This is a genomic window from Bacillus cereus group sp. MYBK108-1, assembly GCF_051917185.1.
Taxonomy (GTDB): Bacteria; Bacillota; Bacilli; order Bacillales; family Bacillaceae_G; genus Bacillus_A; species Bacillus_A cereus.
The window spans coordinates 287,654-309,396 of sequence record NZ_JBQAHZ010000002.1 but is presented as its reverse complement, the minus strand read 5'-3'; the positions used below and the strand labels follow the sequence as shown (position 1 = coordinate 309,396).

Here is a 21,743-nt window from a genome sequence, read left to right as displayed (position 1 = left end):
AGGAGGTGTGATACTATGGCACAAGACGTTTTATGTGAAGTAAACAACTGTAAATTTTGGGCAAACGGTAATAAATGTAGTGCAGAGGCAATTTACGTAGTAAGTCATAAAGGTAAACATGCATCTACAACGGAAGAAACAGATTGCAAAACATTTGATCCAGAAGTGTAATTTCTTTAAGGGTAGCCAAATCGTGGTTGCCCTTTTATTAATCATAGTATTGATAATAAATATCATTTTCATTCATTGTTTTTAACTTTTCTTGTTATTTTTTCATATTTTTTTCATAAGTGATGTAATCCAACTCAATTCATGTTCAATTCGTGATTTACTAAATTCAATGACTTCAGTAATAAAAGATGAGGTAATATCTAGAGACTGAATAGCAGTAAGCTGATTATGTAGTACGTTTTGACGTACAGTCAAAATCTCTTTTCTATCCTCATAGTCAAGTTTTTCAAATAGCGCAATACGAACAAGAAATTCTGTATTGTTTGTTGCAAGTTTTTCAGGAAACTCTCGTAACATTTCAGAAAAAATTTCTTCTCCTGTTTCTGTTATATCGTACATATTTCGGTTTGGTTTTCCGACTTGTTTATGTATTTTTTTCGTTATAGCACCCATATTTTCAAAGCGCCGAAGGGCAGGGTAAAGCATGTTGTGATTTAATTCAAAATTCTCACCTAAACGATTTTGAACATTTTTTTTGATTTCATATCCATGTTTTGGTCCTGTCGTTAATTCTGCTAGCAGTAAAATGTCAACGTACATAAAAATCCCCCTTATATATTTCTCAAGTTCTCTAATGAAAAATCCCCTTTTGTATATGTTAAAATAACATATGATAGTTTATACAACTTTGAACTGCCGACCTATCACTTTTATTGTAAAAGAAAAGGGAGGAAAGAACTATGGCTTCACCTGAAAATGTTATTTTGGTTCATGAAATTTCAAAGCTGAAAACAAAAGAAGAATTATGGAATCCATATGAATGGTATCGTTTGATGAGGGATAATCACCCAGTTCATTATGATGAAGAGCAGGATGTATGGAATGTTTTTTTATATGATGATGTAAATCGTGTTTTATCAGATTATCGCTTATTTTCAAGTAGAAGGGAGCGCAGACAATTCTCAATCCCTCCTTTAGAAACTAGAATAAATATAAACTCTACAGATCCACCAGAACATCGCAATGTACGTTCCATTGTTTCTAAGGCATTTACTCCAAGAAGTTTAGAACAGTGGAAACCTCGAATACAGGCTATCGCAGATGAACTTGTACAACATATCGAAAAATGTAGTGAAGTTAATATCGTTGAACAGTTTGCTGCACCTTTACCTGTTACCGTTATTTCTGATTTATTAGGAGTCCCAACAACAGATCGTAAAAAAATTAAAGAATGGTCTGATATTTTATTTATGCCGTATAGTAAAGAAAAGTTTAATGATCTGGATGCCGAGAAAGGGATAGCATTAAATGAATTCAAAGCATACCTTTTACCGATTGTTCAGGAAAAGAGATATCATTTAACCGATGATATCATATCTGATTTAATTCGAGCTGAATATGAAGGCGAAAGATTAACCGATGAAGAAATTGTAACCTTTTCATTAGGTTTACTAGCGGCTGGGAATGAAACCACTACAAATTTAATTATTAATAGCTTTTATAGCTTTTTAGTAGATTCACCTGGAATTTATGAAGAGTTAAGAAAAGAACCTAACTTAATTTCAAAAGCGATTGAGGAAGTATTACGCTATCGCTTTCCTGTTACATTAGCCCGGAGGATTACAGAGGATACAAATATATTTGGTTCTTTCATGAAAAAGGATCAGATGATTGTTGCGTGGGTTAGTGCAGCGAATTTAGACGAGAAAAAATTTTCACAAGCCTCTCAATTTAATGTACATCGAACAGGAAATGAAAAGCATTTAACCTTTGGGAAAGGTCCTCACTTTTGCTTAGGAGCACCACTTGCACGTTTAGAGGCTGAGATTGCATTAACTACCTTTATAAATACTTTTGAAAAAATAGAACTATCTCCATCTTTCTGTTTAGAAAAATGTATATTGGAAAATGAACAAACATTAAAATACTTACCTATTCGTTTGAAAGCTAAATAAAAATCTTAACAAGGTGCATACATTTGCATCTTGTTTTTGTTTCTCAATTGTGAGTTTTCTGAAATTGCCTTAATATGGAATTGTGTAAAACGTAGAGGAGGATTCTTATGTTGACTTGTAATGGAAGTAAATCATTTCAAAAGTTTATTAAAGGTGTTACAAATCTTATGGAAAACGGTTTATTTGAAGAAGAACTAGTGTGTGGCATTGAAAAGTTACTAGAAGAACTTTTAGAAAAGAAAACATGGCTTCCGTTAGATAAACAGAAGGCCAATTTGACTCAATATGCACGACATTTATTGTATGAAGATCCGCTCAAACGTTTTGAAGTACTAGCTCTCGTATGGAAAGATGGACAATCTACACCTTTACATGACCATGACGGCACATGGGGAGTAGAAGGCGTTTTTTCAGGAAGGATTATGGTGAAGAACTTTATACAAACGAAACAACTTGGAAATTCACTTGTTTATTTAACACATACAGGAAATCTTTATTTGGGAGAAGGAGAAACAGATAAAGTAATTCCACCAGCAGATTGTCATATTCTTGAAATTAGCAAAAATGAAAGCGTTATTACGATTCATGTCTATGGAAAACGGTTAGAAAAGTTTAAAGTATATATCCCAACTGAAGAAAAAAATGTGTACATGTGTGAGACAAAATACATTAGTTATAATTCATAGTTTAAAATCCAAAGTTTTTTTAAAAAGAAAAGCTTTGGATTTTATTTTTAATTATTTCTTGACCTGAAACGCTTTTCATAAATTATAAATAAGAAGTACCTCACGAGGATTGTATGAAAACGATACCTAATAATTAATTAAAACTCGTGTATTTATAGAAAGTGGTGAAGAAATAATGAAATTAATCGCAATTGATTTAGATGGAACTCTTCTTTCGGGGAATAAAATGATAAGTAAAGAAAATGCAGAAGCAATTCGAACATGTCAAGAAGCTGGCCATGTTGTAGCAATTTGTACAGGACGTTCTATTGTTGACATTGAGCGATTATTGTTAGAAGTTAATTTAGAGTGTCCAATCATTGCGGAAAATGGGGCTCTTATATATAAAGATAAAAAAATGATGAAGAGATATCCAATTCAAAATATGCAGGCACTTGAAATCGTAGAATATCTTGAAGAGAATGGTTTATATTATCAGCTTTATACTGATAAAGGTGTGTATGTACCGGATTATGGAGTAGAGAGTGTACGTAATGAAATTGAGTATGTGAAGAATTCAAAAGAAAATTTCGACTTGAAAGAGTTAGAAACAATCGCAGCATTATATCTTGAGCATACAGCGTTTCATAGTGCGGAAAGTTGTAAACCAATTGTAGAAACAGATATACATGTGCATAAACTATTACCATTTTCTTATGATATTGAGAAATTAAAAAAACTAAAAGAAACATTTCTTCATAATACAGATTTAGCAATTACATCTTCATATTGGCACAATTTAGAGATTAATCATCGAGATGCTCAAAAAGGGAATGGATTATATACTTTAGCGGAATATCTTAATATTCCGGTTGAAAACACTGTAGCGATAGGTGATGGGCTAAACGATGTTTCTATGATGGAAAAAGCGAACATATCAATTGCAATGGGGAATGCAGTTGAAGAAATAAAAGCAATGTGTAAATACGAAACGTTATCAAATGAAGAACATGGTGTGGCACATGCTTTATATAAATATGTAATGTAATTAAAAAAAGAAAAAAGAATCCATTTGGATTCTTTTTTCTTTTTTATTAGGGGTAAGGTATTCTATGAGATTCATAGAAGCCTTATTACATTTTATTATATAGAATATATTGGAATAAATGTTTATATTTTTCATGTAAATTGTGAATATTTTATGAACTTTATACTTATTGCATGTTTATACCACTATTAGTAACGTGTATGACTCTCGAGTAAAAATTCAGTGAATGTAAGAAGGAATTCAAGTTATCTAGATAATAAGTGAGGAATCAACGAAATATATACTAATTAAAGGTATATTCAGTATATATATTCTTTTCTTGTTTTAATTGAAAAATAAAATTTGTTCGAATAATTATTCTACAGCTATATACCTATACTAGCTTTCTTCGTATAATGGAGAAGTATGAATTTTAGATTTGTATTAATTTTACATATTGAGGTGAAAAAGGAATGAATTCGCGGCTAATGGAACTTATTGATGTGAGTACAATAGAAACCATGGCAGAACAATTTTATAAATTAACTAACATATCACATCAACTTCTTGATGCTGAAAAAGAGTGTGTTTTTTCATTCGGAATGAATGAGATAAAAAAGAGTAAACTTCCAAAGATTGAAATCCCCATTTTCTTATACAATCAACATTTAGGATCTTTTGTTGTATGGTCCAAAAAAAGTGAAATTTTCAGTTGTCAAAAATACTTTGAAATGCTCTCAAGTTTAATTTTAGATAGCGCAATAAAAGTATTTCAAAGTAAAAATACAACGTTGCTTTCTCAGAAAGAGGAGGAACTACATACGATTTTACAAAACATGCCTGTTATGGTCGATGCGCTTGATTATAATGGAGATTTTGTTTTGTGGAATCGAGAATGCGAAATTGTAACAGGTTATACCGCTGAAGAAATAATTGGAAATCCCAATGCACTGCAATTATTGTATCCTGATCATAATTATCGCCATCAAATACAAAAGAAATTTTTAACTTGTGGAAAAAATTTCAGAGATTGGGAAATGCACTTAACATGTAAAAATGGTGAAATCAAAACAATAATGTGGTCGAATATATCAGAACAGTTTCCTGTAACAGGATATAGTTATTGGGCTGTTGGTGTAGATATTACACATTTAAAAGCGATAGAAGAGCAGTTAAAACAACAAACATCTGAACTGGAATTAATTTTTAAAGCTTTACCAGATTTATGTTTCTTAACAGAAGATGATGGCACAATTATAGATTACAAGGCAGGATCTCCTACAAAGTTTTACGTACCCGCAGAAGCTTTTATGGGAAAAAAATTTTACGAAGTATTACCATCTTCAGTAGCACAGCAGTTTCAGGAAGCCATTAATCAAGTGAAGGAAAAAGGAACGAATGTAATTGTAGAATATCCACTCACACTTAATGGAAGTATTGATTTCTTTGAGGCTAGGTGCTTACCATTATTACATGATAAAATTATGATTATTGTACGCGACATTACAGAGCGAAAAAAGACAGAAGAATTGCTAAATAAATCAGATACGCTTGCAGCAATTGGTCAATTAGCAGCTGGCGTGGCTCATGAAGTAAGAAATCCTTTAACTGTAATTAAAGGTTTTATACAGTTATTTCAAATTAATAAAGAAGATCAAGAAAAATATTTTGATCTTATGCTCTCTGAAATTGAAAGGATAGAAGCGATCCTGCAAGAATTTCTGGCAATTGCTAAAACAGATGAGATAAATACAGAAAAGAAAAATATTTATCAAATTTTTAAAAATGTCGTATCGTTAATGAATACAAAAGCAATTATGACAAATATTCAAGTTGAACTATTTACGAATGACAAAGATATAATTATTGAATGCTCAGAAAATCAATTGAAACAAGTATTTATTAATATTTTGCAAAATTCAATCGAAGCTATGCCAAATGGTGGGGAAATTTCAATTCACATAAAAGAAATAAATGATGATGGTGTCATCATTCATGTAATAGATGAAGGAATAGGAATACCTGAAGAAAGAATTAAGAGATTAGGTGAACCTTTTTATAGTACGAAAGAAAAAGGGACTGGTATTGGATTAATGTTAAGTTATAAAATTATTGAAAGTCATCAAGGGACAATTAGTATCATGAGCGAGGTTGGTGTCGGGACAACAGTAACTATTTACTTACCGAAAGTACTAAGTAAACAATCTCTTTCTAATTGTGACGACAAATGTATAGCAATACGCACTAGTAGTAATTCTTAAATCAATTAATACCCAATAACAAAGCGATTAGTGAAAACTAAGCTTTTTGTTATTGGGTATTTTTTATATTTAATTTAGTAAACTTTACCTTTTCTTTACCTTTGTTTTAACTTCTATTAAGTTTTAAACATTATATTAATATTTGTACAAAGCAATGTATAGAAATCGTACATTACTTTTAATATAGAAATGTGATTATTATTTGAAATATTGTAAGGAGGAGATTATGACAAGGTGAAAAAGCAAGAGAAGAAAAGTGGTAGAGTAGTACCTCTCCGGTTAAATATTTTATTCCTTTGTGTATTTTTATTATTTTCTGGCATTATTATTCAGTTAGGGAAAGTGCAAATTTTTGATGGAGAAACATATAAAAATGAAGTAGAGAAGAGAGAAAATGCAACCGTGGGCCTTTCTGTACCACGTGGGAAAATATTTGATCGTGAAGGAAATCCAGTAGTTGATAATAAGTCTTTACGTACGATTACATATACAAAGGTGAAAGGTGTAAAACAAGAAGAAATATTAAAATCAGCAAGACAACTTGCAGATATTATTGAAATGCCACAAGAAGATATAGATAAGTTAACTGAGACTGATAAGAAAGACTTTTGGATGCAATTAAATCCAGAACTTACTCAAGACTTAGTATCAAAAAAAGAAATAGATAAGTTCCGAGATAAGGATATTACCGGAAAAGAGCTAGACAAAAAAATAGAAGATTTAAAAAGGAAGCGCGTTACAGATAAAAATCTTCAAGAACTAACGGCTAAAGATATAGAAGTGTTAGCTATTAAAAGTAAAATGACCTCAGGTTTTCAAATGGCACCTCAAATTATTAAAAAGGACGTTAGTGAACAGGAATATGCGGTGATTAGTGAAAATTTAGCGAACCTTCCAGGAGTAGATGCATCAGTTGATTGGGAGAGAATCTATGTAAATGATGGTCTATTCCGTTCTGTCCTTGGTAACGTTTCAAATGCTGATGAAGGATTGCCACGTGAACGATTAGATTATTATTTAGTGCGTGATTATAGCCGAAATGATAGGGTCGGCAAAAGTTATATCGAACAGCAATACGAAGATGTACTTCATGGTACAAAAAAAGAAGTAAGAAGCATTGCTGATAAACAAGGAAATACTATTAGAACGGAAACGGTTTCGGAAGGGAAAAGCGGTAAAAATTTAACTTTAACAATAGATATGGAATTGCAAAAAAAAGTAGAGGAGAGCATAGAAAAAATATTAAAACAATATAAAGGATCAGAATCAATGTTAGACCGTGCTTTCGTAGTAATGATGAATCCGAAAAATGGCCAAGTATTATCGATGGCTGGGAAAAGGCTTGTAGAAAAAGACGGGAAAATGGAAGTTGAAGATTATGCTTTAGGCACGCTGACAAGTTCATATGAGCTTGGATCAACGGTTAAAGGTGCGACAGTGTTAACAGGGTTTGAAACAAATGCAATAACTCCTGGAACACATTTTTATGATGCACCTATGAAATTTAAAGGAACTAAGGAAAAGAAGTCTTGGAAAAATTTTGGTGATATAGACGATCTAAGAGCGTTACAAGTTTCTTCAAACGTTTATATGTTTAATATAGCATTAAAAATTGCTGGCGTGGGTTATGTGAAAAATAGTTCACTAGATATTAAACAAGAATATTTTGATAAAATGAGGTATTATTTCAGGCAATTTGGACTAGGTGTACAAACTGGTATTGATTTACCAAATGAAACTGCAGGGCAAATTGGAAGAAAAGATAATCAGCCTGGTTTCTTATTAGATTATTCTATTGGACAATATGATACGTATACACCACTTCAGCTTGCACAATATATTTCGACTATCGCAAATGGAGGGTATCGAATGAAACCACAAATTGTTCAAGAGATTAGAGAACAAACCGTTCAAAAAGATGAGGTTGGTAAAGTAGTACAATCAATAGAACCCGTTGTTTTAAATAGAATCGATATGAAACAAGAATATATTAATCAAGTAAAAGAAGGATTTAGAAAAGTATTTCAAGAGGGAGATGGAACGGGAGTAAGAGCATTCCAAAAAGCACCATATAAACCAGCTGGTAAAACAGGGACCGCACAAACTGTATATGGTGGAGAAAATGAAATTGGGCGAAATGCGAAAGGTGATCGTAGAGAATGTTATAACTTAACATTGGCTGGATATGCGCCATATGATGATCCAGAAGTAGCATTTTCTGTTGTAGTACCATGGGTTGAAAATGATAAATCGGGCATTAACTCCGATATTGGAAAAGAAGTTTTAGATGCTTATTTTGATTTGAAAAATAAGAGATTAACTGGTGAAGCGCCAAAAACAGATGCCTCTAAAGAGAATTAAAATGTACGAAACGTCTCTAGCATTCCTGTAAACTAGAGGCGTTTTTATCTGGGAATAGATTAGAAATGGGGTATATATGAAGCTGTTTATTCTAAAATATTGGAGGAACATATGTAGCTACATATTCATTATAATAGGGGTTATTTTTATTAATAAGTCCTTTTTATTTTGTATGGTAGAAGGAATTTCGATGCAACCTACTTTGAATGAAAAAGATTATATACTTGTTAATAAGGTAAACGTCTGTTTATCGTCTTTTCATCATGGAGATGTTGTCATTATAAAAAAAGAAGACGCGCCTACTTACTATGTGAAACGAATTATTGGATTATCGGGGGATAACATACAACTAAAAGAGGATGAGGTATTTATTAACGGTAAAAAGCGTGATGAGTCGTATATACATTTAGATATGTCACAAGTATCCAATCGTTTTTCAAATTTTAGAGAAATAAAAGTTCCTACGCATAAATTATTTGTGTTAGGTGATAATCGTAATCATAGTAAAGATAGTAGGAATACACTTGGACTTATTGATGAATCAAATATAATAGGTAAAGTAGAAATGGTATTTTATCCATTTGATCATATAAAATGGATAAAATAATTCTATTAACGATTCACATTTTATAAAATAAATCATATATTGATAGCATAGGACAAGCAGAAACGCTTGTTCTAACCTCACAGAACACTCCTTATCACGGTTAGGCATCTACATAGGTAGATGCTTTTTTTATGTTGATGACTGAAAATTATTTATCAATATAATGTAGCAAGCATATTAGGACTATTAGGGGAAGATTACTTGTACAAATAACAGTATGCTTAATTAAAACAGTGAAATGTAAGGAGTGAGGAATAAGTGCTAAATATTTTAGTAGTTAATTTTCCAGCAGAGGGGCATGTAAACCCTACATTAAATTTAGTAAAAGCCTTTACTGAACGAGGGGATAACGTACATTATATTACAACGGCAAACTTTAAGGATAGAATTGAAGATTTAGGAGCTACTGTACATACTCATCCGGATCTATTAAAAGAGATTTCTATTGATGCTGAAACCTCATCTGGGTTAAATGCTTTCTTTCATGTGCATGTTCAAACTTCTTTATATATATTAGAAATTACGAAACAATTATATGAAAGTATAAATTTTGATTTCGTAATTTATGATATATTTGGCGCAGGAGAGTTAGTAAAGGAATATTTACAAGTTCCAGGTGTAGTGTCCTCACCTATATTTTTAATTCCGCCAGAATTTTTGAAGACATTACCTTTTCATCCAAATGCAGATATGCCATTTCAACCAGAGGAAATCTCTGAAAAATTACTAAATCAGATGGAACATAAATTTGGAGTAAAACCAAAGAATAATCTTCAATTTATGAATAATAAGGGTGATGTTTGTTTCGTATACACAAGTCGTTATTTCCAACCTAATAGCGAATCGTTCGGGGAAAATAACATTTTTATTGGACCGAGTATTTCAAAGCGTAAAACAAATATAAAGTTTCCACTGGAATCACTTAAAGAAAAGAAAGTTATTTATATTTCAATGGGAACACTGCTTGAAGGACTCGAACCATTCTTTAATACTTGTATTGATACTTTTTCAGATTTTGATGGGATAGTTGTAATGGCAATTGGTGATAGAAATGATATTTCTAAAATTAAGGAAGCACCAGATAATTTTATAATTGCTCCATACGTACCTCAATCAGAAATATTAAATGAAGCAGATGTTTTTATTACACATGGCGGTATGAATAGTGTACACGATGCCATTCATTATAATGTCCCATTTGTAATAATACCGCATGATAAAGATCAGCCAATGATAGCGCAAAGATTAACTGAGCTTGAAGCGGCACATAGACTATTGAAAGAACATGTTAATGTACACACTTTAAAAGAGGCTGTAACAGATGTACTTTCAAATGAAAAGTATAAACATGGTATAAGAAAACTTAATGATAGCTTTTTAGAATGTGGTGGTTCAAAAGAAGCCATTGCAGTTATTGAATCTCTTTTAAATAAAGTAAAACTTTAATTGGTGGGGCTTTACTGCCTGCAAATAGCGGGATAATTAGTCGTAACTGTATACAAGCATAGAGGTTCTCACCTTTATGCTTGTGTATTCTTATCCAGCAAATTGTACAGCAGTATTTGCATGTAAAAAAGCAGTATCAAAAACGGGAACAGTAAGATCATTTTGGGAGATGAGTAAAGGTATTTCAGTGCAGCCTAATAATATACCTTCAGCGCCGTTTTGAATTAATGATTTTGTAATTTGTAATAACCTTTTTTTAGATGTTTCTGAAATGATCCCTCTACTTAATTCATCTAATATGACATGGTGGATAAAAGTTCTTTCCTCGTCATTTGGGATAATTGTCTCAATGTTATATTTCGCTAATCGTGATTTATAGAAATCTTGCTCCATCGTTTGTTTTGTTCCTAATAGTCCGATACGTTTTATATTCTGTTCTACCATTTCTTTAGCACTTACATCACCAATGTGAAGAAGCGGGATAGATATTGCTTGTTCTACTTCCTCGGCAAATAGATGTACGGTATTTGAACACATTAATAAACATTCAGCCCCAGATTTTTCAACTTTCTTTGCAACTGTAACTAGTTCATTTTTCACTTCTTCATATTGATGGTTTTGTAATAAAGTAGTTACTTCACCAAAATCCATACTATATAAAACTAACTTTGCATTTTGATCGTATTGAGATAGTGTAAGCGTATTAATATGTTTATAGTATAATGATGTAGATTCCCAACTTAATCCTCCAATCAAACCAATAACTTTCATAATGCATTCCTCCCGAAACGATTTTGAATTCATTATTTCACAATTCCGATAAGAATACAATGATTTAAATACGCCATTTAACAAAAAAATAGTAAGAAAAGTGTTGAAATTTACACTTTTTAGTGCCATAATACGAATTACAAATTAATACTTATCCAGAGAGGTGGAGGGAACGGCCCTAAGAAACCTCAGCAACCCCTATGCAATTTTATAGGAAGGTGCTAATTCCGCAGAGGACACGTTGTGTTTTTTGAAAGATAAGAGGATTCTTGAACGTGAAAGAAAATGACCTCTTATATAAGAGGTCATTTTTTGTTGTATAGAAAGGGAGTGTAGATGCATAATTCATTTTTAAATTAAATATAGAGTAATAAAAGTTGACTAACATGAGAGGGGAATTGTAATGAACAAATTATCAACAAAGTTAGTAGTAGCAATCGGTATTGGAGCAGCATTATACGGGATATTAGGACTTTGGGGATTTTCTATTGCACCGAATACATTTATTAAACCAGCATTAGCTATATTAACTGTTTTTGGAGCATTATTTGGTCCAGTGGCAGGACTCTTAATCGGACTTATTGGTCATACCGTAACAGATACGATTGCTGGATGGGGGATTTGGTGGGGCTGGGTTATTAGTTCAGGGATTATTGGTTTTTCGATGGGTCTTATTCAAAAAAGAGTTGGTTTTAGTGTGAAAAACGGGTCGTTTAACAAGGGGGATATTTCTTATTTAGCAATTACTGGGTTAGTTGGTATTGTCATTGCTATTATATTTGCTGGGGCATTCGATATTATTGTGATGGGAGAACCATTTGACAAAATTGTTATACAAGTATTAGGAGCAACAATTTCCGATGTTATCGTTTTCTTAGTAGTTGGATTGCCACTTACAATTGGCTTGGCAAAATCTAATAAGAAACATACACATTTAAAAATTGAAAAGTAGGGATGTTACCATGAAACCAATTATTTCGTTTGAACAATTCACCTTTCAATATGGGCATGCTGCGCAGCCTACTTTAAGTGATATTACCTTTCATATATACCCTGGGGAAAAAGTACTAATTGCTGGACGAAGTGGTTCAGGAAAGTCGACATTAGCTCATTGTATAAATGGGCTAATCCCATTTTCTTACGAAGGGACTAGTACAGGTAACGTTTTAATTGCCGGTAAAGACCCGAGGGAAGGAAGTATTTTTGAACAAAGTAAGCAGGTAGGAACAATTTTGCAAGATCAAGATGCTCAATTTATTGGTCTGACAGTAGAAGAAGATGTAGCTTTTTATTTAGAAAATGAATGTGTAAAGCAAGACGATATGAAAAAGATTGTTTCGGACTCATTAAGAAAGGTGAAGATGCATACGTTTCATAAACAAAGTCCACATGAATTATCAGGAGGTCAAAAGCAAACAGTTTCTCTAGCTGGTTTATTAACAACAAATGCGGATATATTATTGTTCGATGAACCATTAGCGAACTTAGATCCACTAAGCGCCTTACATACGATAGAACTTATGAAAGATATACAGGAGCAATATAATAAAACGATTGTTATTATCGAACATAGGATAGAAGAAATTTTAAAGCTGGATTTAGACAAAGTTATATTAATTGATGAAGGTAAAGTTATTGCAATAGGAACACCAAAAGAAATCTTAGCGTCAAATATATTACCACGTATTGGCTTAAGAGAGCCTATTTACATCGAAGCATTAAAGAGATTACATTTTGATCGTAATAATGACGTAATATATCCAATGGAAAACCTTCAAAAAGAAAAGGTAAGCAACGTTCTAAAAGAGTGGATGGAGAAACAAGTCATATTAAAAGGTAATACTAAAAACAAGGAATTACTTAAAGTGGAGAATTTATCATTTTCATACCCTAATAAACAAAAAGTATTAGAAAATGTAAACCTTTCAATATATGAAGGAGAAATTGTGGCACTGTTGGGACATAATGGAGCAGGGAAATCAACATTAGCTCATAGTCTTATAGGCATAAACAAAATGAAAAATGGGAAAATCTTGTTAGAAGGTGAAAATATTAGTTCTTGGTCTATTCGTAAACGTGGGGAAATCATATCTTACGTGATGCAAAATCCAAATCATATGATTACACAGCCTACTGTTTTTGAAGAAGTTTCATTTACATTAACATTACATAATTTTTCTAAGGAAGAAATTAAGAATAGAGTAGAAGGAACTTTAAAAATTTGTGGTTTATATCCATTTCGTAATTGGCCAATTCAAGCACTAAGCTATGGGCAAAAAAAGAGATTAACAATCGCATCTGTATTAACAACAAATCCTAAGCTTATCATATTAGATGAACCGACAGCGGGACAAGATTATTATCATTATAAACAATTTATGTCGTTTATTAAAAAACTAGCTAAGAAGGGTATTTCATTTATTTTTATCACTCACGATATGAATCTCGCACTAGAATATGCAGACCGTGCAGTAGTTCTACATGAAGGGAAAATTATTGCGGATAATACAGTGTCTAATGTATTTGGTGATCAAGAAACGTTACAAATAGCTAACTTAAGAGAGAGTTCTTTAACCAAGCTTGTTAAATTTAGTGGGATTGCATGTCCGGAAAAATTTATGGAACTTTATTTAGATAGTAATAGGAGGGAGGAAGGTGCATAGTACATTTTTTCATCGTATGGATGGGGTAGTGAAATTGTTTTTATTTATTTTTTGTATGACGCTTACTTTTTTGTTTTTTGATTTTCGGGTGTTGCTAATATTATTTATCATTGGGTGTATCGGACTCAGCATTGCTAAAATTCCATTTCATAAAATTTTAATTGTTTTTAGTGTCATATTTACATTTAGTTTATTAAACTCTGTCATGATTTTATTTATTACACCAACTCATGGATCTGAATTAACTGAATCATATACCGCGTTTTTACATGTTGGATATGCAACGATTACATATGAAACATTATTTTATGCAGTTACACTTTCATTAAAGTATTTTACGTTATTACCATTTACACTTCTTTTTATATACACGACAGATCCAAGCGAATTTGTAAGTAGTTTGAGTAAACTTGGTATTCATTATAAGATTACATATGCAATAAATATTGCACTTCGTTATATTCCTGACATCCAGTCTGAGTATAAAATTATTAAACACGCGCAAGAAGCGAGAGGAGTGGCTTTTGAAAAAGGAGAAGCAAGTTTATGGGTTCGTATGAAGAACCGTGTTTTAATTTTCTGGCCACTAATCATTCATTCTCTAGAAAGAATAGATACGGTTTCAAATGCAATGGATTTAAGAGGATTTGGAAAGAAGGATAAACGTACATGGTTTTATACAAGTAAGGCAAAACGTGAAGATTTCATCGTTTTATTTGCCGGTGTTTTCATATTCATTGCTGCGGTATATTTAAAATTAAACGTATTTCAAAACTTTTGGTATCCATTTTAAAGCACTCTTTAAACGAGTGCTTTTACTTATTTTTATGTAGACATGCTCAAAAAAGGGATATATACATAATGTATAATACGAACCAGTTAAAATGATCAACTACCTATTAGTTTTCAAACCAAAAGGAGGAGAAAATATGAGTTACGGTGGTTCTTGTGGTTTTGGTGGAGGTTTCGCTTTACTAGTTGTGTTATTCATTCTATTAATAATTGTAGGATGCAGCTGCTGGGGCGGAGGATACTAATTTTTAATTAGTCTTCACAAATGTAAACTAAAAAAACATTGAAGATACTTATGTATCGAAACAAATAAAAAAGGAGCAACTATGCTCCTTTTTTATTTGTTTAAATGCGTATTCTCACTATATTTCGGGAACGTAATCGTTAAAGTCGTTCCTTTACTAACGATACTTCGGATTTTTAAACTTCCATGCATCGTCTCAATAATCTTAACAGCAACCATTGTACCTAAACCAGTTCCTTTTGTTTTTGTACTAAAATACGGTTCACCGAATCGATGTATTTGCTCCTGTGACATTCCAACTCCGCTATCTTCAATTCGTATTTCAACTTTACTATTATTGATAGATGAGGAAATATTTAAGGTACCACCATTAGGCATTGCTTCAATACTGTTTTTTATTAAGTTTAAAAAACATTGTTGAAAGTGCTGTTTATTACCAACAATGGTTGCCTCAGAAAAATCCTGTGTAATATGTATCGTATTCATATTACACAATGGCAATATCATATTAATAACTCGATTTAACTCTTGTTTTACTGAAATTTGATCTAATTTTTCTGGAGCAGGTTTGGCAAACGTTAAGTAATCATCGATAATTTCTTGGGCACGATTTAACTCTTCAAGTATATGTTTAATATATTCGTCTCTTGATTCAGGAGTTAAATTTTGTGTTTTTAAAAGCTGTGTAAACCCTTTTACAACCGTTAAGGGATTCCTTACTTCGTGCGATATACTTGCAGCGAGTTGGCTAACAATCTCCATTTTTTCCATTTTAATTAATTTAGAGCGCATTAATACAGCATCCTTTATAACTTCATTTATATAAACAATAAATAACATTAAAGTAGTCGGTAATACCATGAAATAAATAATATACAAATTATTCACTTCAAAATCTGATAAAGTTAATACAATTAAAGTTGTAAATATTGCTAGGAAAAAGGTTAAAAACATGGAAAAAGCTACTTTAAGTTTTCTATTATATGTATTAAATTTTGAAGATGCGAGTGCTGTAACGATGAACATTATTCCGTAAACAACGACTGTCAGCATATTAAAGCCATAAAATATAAATCTTGTAATTAATAAAATTGTAAACAATATGATACCGACAGGAAATCCACCATAAAGCGTACCTATTATGACCGGAATTTGTCTTAAATCATGAATACAACTTTCATCCATATAGATAGGGTATCGCATACATAAAATAAGCGGGATACTAGAACAAAGGGTAATCAGTAATATTTTGTATTTTTTCAAATAATGCCTGCTATCATATATGAAATAAAAAACAAATATACTACATAAAATGTATAGAAGATTATTTAATACGTTTTGATTAATATAAACAAAGTCCATAATATTTGCCTCGTTATTCAAAATTTACTTAACATATGTATTATACATGATAACATATGTTAAAGTGAATAAACCTTGTTAATACAAGATTTGTTTGGCTTTTTGTTATAAAATACAAACAGTTTGCAAACGTTAACTATCCAATGATACTTTTACCAAAATTTTTTACTCCTTCTTCCTGTATGTTCGGTAAAACATGAGAATAAATACTAAGAGTTAATGAAATGTCAGTATGACCTAATCTCTCACTGATAATTTTAGGGTTAACTCCTTGTTTCAATAGTATAGTTGCGTGTGTATGTCTTAAATTATGAGTTTTAATTTTTTTCACTGCTGCATTTTTTATTTCTTTATAAAAATTTCCCTGAAAGCATTTCTGTATAACCCCCCAACCGATTTATTACAATTAATTAAATCTAAATCTTGATAAGCAGAAACCATTCGTAATTAGAAACGTTTGGATGAGATTCTAAATAAATATAAAAATACTAAAGGAGAGTAAGCTATGAAAAAACAGGTGTTGCAAGAAAAGTGGACGAGCTAGGTCGTGTAGTAATTCCAGTAAGGGTTTATTTGGGAAGTGGCTTTAAAACTGATGTTGTCGAGTACATGCGATAGTAAAAGGGAGATGGACATTTGAAAAAAGTAGAAATTGATGTTGGTAGCAACAAACTTTTAATAGTGAAGGGCGGAAATGTAACAGTAGTCAATCCACCAATGAGTGGATTTGGTGAGCAAGTCGCGGTTTGGATAAACGGTAAAGTTGATCGTGTAGATGTGAAGTGAAAATCGTAATAAAAAAGAGCCATGAGTGGAAAGGCTCATAGCTCTTTGTATAAGGGTAATAATTTTATAGGTAAATATTATCATGTAATTCCAAAAAAATCAATTTCAGTAAATTGATTGGTATTTGATTTGGATTTTATAGAAAGAGAGCAGCTAACAACAGCTAGCAGCTCGGCAGGTTCTGTAAGACAAAACAGAAAAGAATATTAACAGAATATAGAGGTTTATCCTGGTTGTTTGAACGTAGTTAAAGAAAGAATATCACATACTATCAATGTTAATAAAAACTATCTGTGGCTTTCATTTATTTATTTATTTATTTATTTTATTCACAAATAGTTCCAGTAGCTATTCCGGTTGGAGCGACACCTACTGGGATATTAGTGATAACAGTATTCGTAGCAATATCAATAACGGAAACAGTATTACTAGCTTGATTTGTAACATATGCTCGAGTGCCATCAGGTATGATAGTTACTTGATCAGGGGATAAACCAACAGAAATTGTATCAATCACAGTATTTGTCGCCATCATAGGAAAGGAAATGAAGGTTACAAAGTTTATAGAAAAACGATTGTATTTAAAAAAAGCGTTATTGTAATAAAAGTTGAAGTTTATTAAAAAGAAGGAATGAAGGAAGATGTAAAAGATTTTAAAAGATCCATAAAAAAAGAATTCAGTGAAACTCTGAATTCTTCTACACGTATTTTTATTTGTTAATCCATTTAGAAATAATAGGATAATGAAAGTCTTTTTCTTGTAGCACATATAAAATTCCTTTTATAGGTCCAAAAATTAACAAGAGAAACAGTATTAGATATAAAGAAGCTACCCCGAAAATAATCAAAGCGTTATTTGAAGCCAAGTCTAAATTAGACCAAAATAGCATTAAGATTCTTATTATGAAAAGATTCCAAATCACTGTAATTATCCAAATGAATAGTTGAAAAAAAACAGCTTCAAGAATATTTTTCCGAATGTTTTGTGATTTACATACAAAATAGAAAACCAAAGGTATATAAAAAATTGTGACACTAAAGAAAATAAGAATAAAAAAAGATAATAATGTAAGAAAATGCATAATTAATTTTATGTTCTTTTCTTGAGTTAGGATCATTAAGGTCCTCCTATATTTATGAGATTTGTTGTGCCTATTAAAATATGTACTGTTGGTAATTATAACATGAAAATGAATTGTAATAGAATAATGCATTAAAAAGAACAAGTAATAAATTAAACAAATGCTTTATTTTGTTATAGATAAATAGGTGACTCAGCAATTGTGCTAGCCGAGTCACCTAGTACTATCGAACCAAATAATGTTCTTTTTCTATATGTAGTTATGTTGAGTTCCTAGAGGCTAGCCCAAAAAACAGTTAAAGGACAAAGAAAATCATTGTAGAGAGTTTTACATTTTATTATGTCAATGCTACAACAGCAAGAGTTAAGCCCAACGTATTTAATGTATTAGAATATGGTCCTACATTAACAGTAAGAGTACTTGTTATACCTGGAGGTGTAGTGAAAATTGCGGGGGCTGATACAGAAGTGAATCCGGCTGTATATCCTAGAGAAGTACCTGATCCAATGATTGGATTATTATTCAGATACATAGTGATACCTGCCGAATTACCTCCTGGTTGAATGATAACTTGCACTTCATAGATTGCCAAATAGGTTCTTCCACCTTCAAGTAAAACAGTTGTTGGTGGTGTGAATGAGATTGCCGTGCCATTAGAATTTACCACAGTATCTAGTGGAATCGCAGAGTTTACAGAAACTATTGATGGGGTAGTTTGAACAACATTTAAACTGTTAGCCGTGGGAGATGGACAAGAACAAGGTTTGTGAATGTTAGAGTTGTTATCGTTTTGATAATTCACAAATAATCAAGCTCCTTTACTTAAGATAATTTTTTATCCTATATAAAACGTAGCTTTTTTGTATCTAAGTTATTTTTAATAAGTTTTTAAAGATAAGTCGAATATTATTGGTCAGTCAACTCTTAAAAGTATTTGATACTCTGGGATTTAAAAGTGCATCTGATAAATATATATGAATGTTTTTTAAGGACATTACTGTAAGTTAGGAAACATAATAAAATCGTTATTTTAATAAAAAACGGGAAAATGAGGGGAGTATAAGGAAAAGAACCCTTTATATAAAGGGTTTTTCTGGTGATTTAATCTATCAATTACATTCTTGGTAATATTCATCACATGAATCGTTATTATCGTTACAGCATATACAAAATGTTTTTTGAACAAATAAACTAACTACACTAGTAGAACCTTCCTGCTTTGTAAGAGTAAGACTTTGAAAATCTTCAACTTGAAATATTTTTGTTTGAACAGGTTGTAATGTAGTAGTAATTGGTACGCTAGATCTTCTTGTTAGAATAGTTACTTGAACGGGTGCACTCATACCGACAACGAATAACTGAATTAATGTTTTGTTATGATTGTTTGTAAAATCCTCAAATACAGTTTGTGGAGCGGTGGTTTCAAGGAAAACTGACACAGGTATATTTCCATTTTCATTTTCTGCAGAACCAGCTATCGTATGAGTTTCAATAAAACAGTTATTTTTTTGATTGTTGGAATGTGATTGGTTTTTATAATATTTTTTACCATCTTTATAAAAGTAATCAGCCATATGAATTTAAAGCTCCCTTCTTTTAAATATCTATATAGTCTATTTAATAAAGTGAAGTAGTGCTTGTACAACATAATAAAATCCGCTCTCGTAATTATCTAAAAATTTTATTTGGAAATTAAAGAGCGCCATTCAAGGCGCTCTCGGATAAACATTAATATTGAAAAAGAATACCACATTATATTTTATGCATGTTCTTAATAAATGTGTAGTTTTTTAGCAAAATCCTTATTTGAAAACAAGAAGCCCTAGAGTTAGGGCTCTAGGGCTTCTTATTTTGGTATTCTCACATGGTTTTTCAAAAAGAATAGAACATATTGAAGATAACATGTGAATGTTTCATAAATGTATCAAAAAAGTGAACAAAATTGCTAGTGGAGAAGAAGCAGAAATGAAGTTTCTAATACGTAAGTACGTGAAAGGTATTATTTCCAATGAATAAAATGCGCATGGGACACCTAATCATTATTTTATCGGGGGAAAAGAATATGTTATGAACTTGGTTGAATGAAAAAATGAAAATTTTACTTTTAGAGTGAAACTAAACAAAAACGCTATTTTATTAGAAAAGGAGGATGAAAATGGAGGTCCAGTTAATTCACGAACAAACATATAAAAGTCAGTATGATTTAGAAAATGCAGTAGAAAAATTCTACGATAGTCTCCCAGAAGAATTCGGAATGTTAGAGGACGAGGATATCAAGAAATTTGATCATATAAGCGGAGTATTTGAGGCGACGGCCGTAATGAAGAATGATTTGAAATTGAAGGTAGAAATATTCTTTGCGGATTGATGCAGACGAAGATGAATCATGGGTTTGTAAAGCTTATCAAGTAGCTTAATAAAAACTTCATTTGAAAGGAAAGTGATCAAGGTGGAAGTTCAATATGATGCGCAGGGCCGAATGAAGTATCATCCCGATTACCATCCGAATCATAAGAAGCCGTATACAACGAAAGGATTAGCCTACATATATAAGTATTATGGATTCGGAAAGGTGAAGGAAATTGCTTTAGCATTAGGAAGAACGGAATTAACGATAAGGCAGCTAGTAAATACTCTCCGGAAGAATGGAATGTTTGAAAAATATAAAACTATAGGTGAGTAATTACAATAAAAATTTCATTTTATAGAAATAAAAACCCTAGTTTCCTAGGGTAATGGTATAACAGCCAAATATATTTTATGCGTTTATATCGTAACTTAATATTATGTTAAATACATCAGGTAAATGAAACCAATTGTAGAAAATAAGAGTAGTTAACAAAAGCTAACTGCTCATCTCCAAGGGGGAACAAGGAGAAAATCTAATGTCATATATAGTATTGACGTAATATTTAGTTTTATTCGTGAAGAATTACATTTAACTTAATGCATAACCAACGATTAAAGTTAGTGTTAAAAACACTGATAATAACAATGTTAGCAGAACTGTTACTATGCTTCTAAGCATTGCTATCCAATTACCTGCTTTAGAGAAGCCTTTAATACCAGCAAAAAAAGTTCCTATTGAAAAAATGAGTACAAAAAATAAAGGGTGAAAATAAACGATATTTATAAACGACGCATTCATTTCAGGTGTGCATATTTCAAGATATATAAGAAAAAAAGCAATGCAAATGAATGAAAAAATAAAAGACCATAGATTTATATTATGCTTCATAGGTTGCTCCTTTGTTATCAAAATATTTCTATTAAATTGTAATAGAAAATATAGGGAAAAATATAGTGGTTATAAATTGGAATGAATTTTTAAACAAAATAAGCCTTTTGTTTAAAGAAAAACAAGCTACCACGTTACAATAATTAGAAATATTTTCTAAGGTATCCTTAAGAGGGTGGGAATAGAAAGAATATCTTCGAGAGGAAAGGAATTAATTTATATTAGGAAATTGGTTGGGTAAATTAAAATAACCTAAATGTATACAAAGATATAAACTTATTAATAGTCATGACAATGAAGATTTTAAAACTG

21 protein-coding genes, 3 pseudogenes and 1 riboswitch are annotated in these 21,743 nt (G+C 31.4%); of the genes and pseudogenes, 15 read left to right on the top strand and 9 right to left on the bottom strand.

Translation table 11 applies throughout. The features are described 5' to 3' along the window. Positions 1 to 15: 15 nt before the first annotated feature. Positions 16 to 171, top strand: a complete 156-nt coding sequence (locus tag ACTFSL_RS05970; protein ID WP_000046095.1) for a DUF1540 domain-containing protein — start codon at positions 16 to 18, stop codon at positions 169 to 171. Between the two features lie 102 nt (positions 172 to 273). Here the strand turns inward: ACTFSL_RS05970 and ACTFSL_RS05965 are convergent, their stop codons facing one another. Then, the gene (locus ACTFSL_RS05965; protein WP_065223088.1) at positions 274 to 771 is read right to left on the bottom strand and encodes a PadR family transcriptional regulator; all 498 of its coding nucleotides are present in this window, start codon (positions 769 to 771) and stop codon (positions 274 to 276) included. A 140-nt stretch (positions 772 to 911) separates the two neighbouring features. Between ACTFSL_RS05965 and ACTFSL_RS05960 the strand changes: the two genes are divergently transcribed. The 7 genes from ACTFSL_RS05960 (at position 912) to ACTFSL_RS05930 (ending at position 10,493) form a co-directional block, all read left to right on the top strand. After that, the gene (locus ACTFSL_RS05960) at positions 912 to 2,126 is read left to right on the top strand and encodes a cytochrome P450 (protein ID WP_088338569.1); all 1,215 of its coding nucleotides are present in this window, start codon (positions 912 to 914) and stop codon (positions 2,124 to 2,126) included. A gap of 107 nt (positions 2,127 to 2,233) precedes the next feature. After that, positions 2,234 to 2,812: a cysteine dioxygenase family protein gene (locus ACTFSL_RS05955; RefSeq protein ID WP_088338568.1), complete on the top strand. Its 579-nt coding sequence runs from the start codon at positions 2,234 to 2,236 to the stop codon at positions 2,810 to 2,812. A 175-nt stretch (positions 2,813 to 2,987) separates the two neighbouring features. Further along, on the top strand, positions 2,988 to 3,839 hold the full coding sequence (locus ACTFSL_RS05950; RefSeq protein ID WP_088338567.1) for a Cof-type HAD-IIB family hydrolase: 852 nt from the start codon (positions 2,988 to 2,990) through the stop codon (positions 3,837 to 3,839). A 452-nt stretch (positions 3,840 to 4,291) separates the two neighbouring features. Then, on the top strand, positions 4,292 to 6,079 hold the full coding sequence (locus ACTFSL_RS05945; RefSeq protein WP_119683461.1) for a PAS domain-containing sensor histidine kinase: 1,788 nt from the start codon (positions 4,292 to 4,294) through the stop codon (positions 6,077 to 6,079). Positions 6,080 to 6,313: 234 nt separating this feature from the next. Continuing rightward, entirely contained in the window at positions 6,314 to 8,440 is a 2,127-nt protein-coding gene (locus tag ACTFSL_RS05940; RefSeq protein WP_326036752.1) for a penicillin-binding protein 2, read from the top strand. A 76-nt stretch (positions 8,441 to 8,516) separates the two neighbouring features. Next, positions 8,517 to 9,047 carry a signal peptidase I gene (gene lepB, locus ACTFSL_RS05935; RefSeq protein ID WP_033666239.1) on the top strand — a complete coding sequence of 177 codons (531 nt, stop codon included), beginning with the start codon at positions 8,517 to 8,519 and terminating at the stop codon, positions 9,045 to 9,047. A gap of 258 nt (positions 9,048 to 9,305) precedes the next feature. Then, positions 9,306 to 10,493, top strand: coding sequence for a macrolide family glycosyltransferase (locus ACTFSL_RS05930; protein WP_440041356.1), 1,188 nt, complete (start codon positions 9,306 to 9,308; stop codon positions 10,491 to 10,493). 90 nt (positions 10,494 to 10,583) lie between these two features. Here ACTFSL_RS05930 and ACTFSL_RS05925 read toward each other — a convergent pair whose 3' ends face one another. Next, positions 10,584 to 11,264, bottom strand: a complete 681-nt coding sequence (locus ACTFSL_RS05925) for an aspartate/glutamate racemase family protein (protein ID WP_098770670.1) — start codon at positions 11,262 to 11,264, stop codon at positions 10,584 to 10,586. Between the two features lie 148 nt (positions 11,265 to 11,412). After that, positions 11,413 to 11,528: riboswitch (SAM riboswitch) on the top strand. Positions 11,529 to 11,667: 139 nt separating this feature from the next. Between ACTFSL_RS05925 and ACTFSL_RS05920 the strand changes: the two genes are divergently transcribed. The 4 genes from ACTFSL_RS05920 (at position 11,668) to ACTFSL_RS05905 (ending at position 14,964) form a co-directional block, all read left to right on the top strand. Continuing rightward, the gene (locus ACTFSL_RS05920; protein ID WP_016512744.1) at positions 11,668 to 12,216 is read left to right on the top strand and encodes an ECF-type riboflavin transporter substrate-binding protein; all 549 of its coding nucleotides are present in this window, start codon (positions 11,668 to 11,670) and stop codon (positions 12,214 to 12,216) included. Between the two features lie 10 nt (positions 12,217 to 12,226). Then, positions 12,227 to 13,927: an ABC transporter ATP-binding protein gene (locus ACTFSL_RS05915; protein WP_097960827.1), complete on the top strand. Its 1,701-nt coding sequence runs from the start codon at positions 12,227 to 12,229 to the stop codon at positions 13,925 to 13,927. Next, on the top strand, positions 13,920 to 14,720 hold the full coding sequence (locus tag ACTFSL_RS05910; protein ID WP_025710273.1) for an energy-coupling factor transporter transmembrane component T family protein: 801 nt from the start codon (positions 13,920 to 13,922) through the stop codon (positions 14,718 to 14,720). The genes ACTFSL_RS05915 and ACTFSL_RS05910 overlap by 8 nt, the downstream gene beginning before the upstream one ends. 136 nt (positions 14,721 to 14,856) lie before the next feature. Continuing rightward, positions 14,857 to 14,964: a YjcZ family sporulation protein gene (locus ACTFSL_RS05905; protein WP_000120182.1), complete on the top strand. Its 108-nt coding sequence runs from the start codon at positions 14,857 to 14,859 to the stop codon at positions 14,962 to 14,964. A gap of 92 nt (positions 14,965 to 15,056) precedes the next feature. Here the strand turns inward: ACTFSL_RS05905 and ACTFSL_RS05900 are convergent, their stop codons facing one another. Further along, positions 15,057 to 16,325, bottom strand: a complete 1,269-nt coding sequence (locus ACTFSL_RS05900; RefSeq protein ID WP_440041354.1) for a LytS/YhcK type 5TM receptor domain-containing protein — start codon at positions 16,323 to 16,325, stop codon at positions 15,057 to 15,059. A gap of 136 nt (positions 16,326 to 16,461) precedes the next feature. Next, positions 16,462 to 16,772, bottom strand: a pseudogene (locus ACTFSL_RS05895) (tyrosine-type recombinase/integrase); the annotation flags it as partial. A gap of 189 nt (positions 16,773 to 16,961) precedes the next feature. On the opposite strand from ACTFSL_RS05895, the gene ACTFSL_RS05890 reads away from it, so the two are divergent. Beyond that, on the top strand, positions 16,962 to 17,111 hold the full coding sequence (locus ACTFSL_RS05890; protein WP_000754941.1) for a DUF3954 domain-containing protein: 150 nt from the start codon (positions 16,962 to 16,964) through the stop codon (positions 17,109 to 17,111). Between the two features lie 325 nt (positions 17,112 to 17,436). On the opposite strand, the pseudogene ACTFSL_RS05885 reads toward ACTFSL_RS05890, so the two are convergent. The 4 genes and pseudogenes from ACTFSL_RS05885 to ACTFSL_RS05870 all read right to left on the bottom strand — a co-directional run. Next, a pseudogene (locus ACTFSL_RS05885) lies at positions 17,437 to 17,646 on the bottom strand (YncE family protein); the annotation flags it as partial. Positions 17,647 to 17,821: 175 nt separating this feature from the next. Further along, positions 17,822 to 18,229 carry a DUF4870 domain-containing protein gene (locus ACTFSL_RS05880; protein ID WP_065228914.1) on the bottom strand — a complete coding sequence of 136 codons (408 nt, stop codon included), beginning with the start codon at positions 18,227 to 18,229 and terminating at the stop codon, positions 17,822 to 17,824. Positions 18,230 to 18,530: 301 nt separating this feature from the next. Beyond that, the gene (locus tag ACTFSL_RS05875) at positions 18,531 to 18,995 is read right to left on the bottom strand and encodes a hypothetical protein (protein WP_001109242.1); all 465 of its coding nucleotides are present in this window, start codon (positions 18,993 to 18,995) and stop codon (positions 18,531 to 18,533) included. A 307-nt stretch (positions 18,996 to 19,302) separates the two neighbouring features. Beyond that, complete coding sequence (locus tag ACTFSL_RS05870; RefSeq protein WP_000796393.1) at positions 19,303 to 19,767, bottom strand: hypothetical protein; 465 nt, start codon at positions 19,765 to 19,767, stop codon at positions 19,303 to 19,305. 581 nt (positions 19,768 to 20,348) lie between these two features. On the opposite strand from ACTFSL_RS05870, the pseudogene ACTFSL_RS05865 reads away from it, so the two are divergent. Both ACTFSL_RS05865 and ACTFSL_RS05860 read left to right on the top strand, forming a co-directional pair. After that, positions 20,349 to 20,610: pseudogene (locus tag ACTFSL_RS05865) on the top strand (hypothetical protein). Between the two features lie 32 nt (positions 20,611 to 20,642). Next, the gene (locus tag ACTFSL_RS05860; protein WP_119683464.1) at positions 20,643 to 20,876 is read left to right on the top strand and encodes a DNA-entry nuclease; all 234 of its coding nucleotides are present in this window, start codon (positions 20,643 to 20,645) and stop codon (positions 20,874 to 20,876) included. Positions 20,877 to 21,131: 255 nt separating this feature from the next. Here ACTFSL_RS05860 and ACTFSL_RS05855 read toward each other — a convergent pair whose 3' ends face one another. After that, positions 21,132 to 21,431: a hypothetical protein gene (locus ACTFSL_RS05855; RefSeq protein WP_025710268.1), complete on the bottom strand. Its 300-nt coding sequence runs from the start codon at positions 21,429 to 21,431 to the stop codon at positions 21,132 to 21,134. Positions 21,432 to 21,743: the final 312 nt, after the last annotated feature.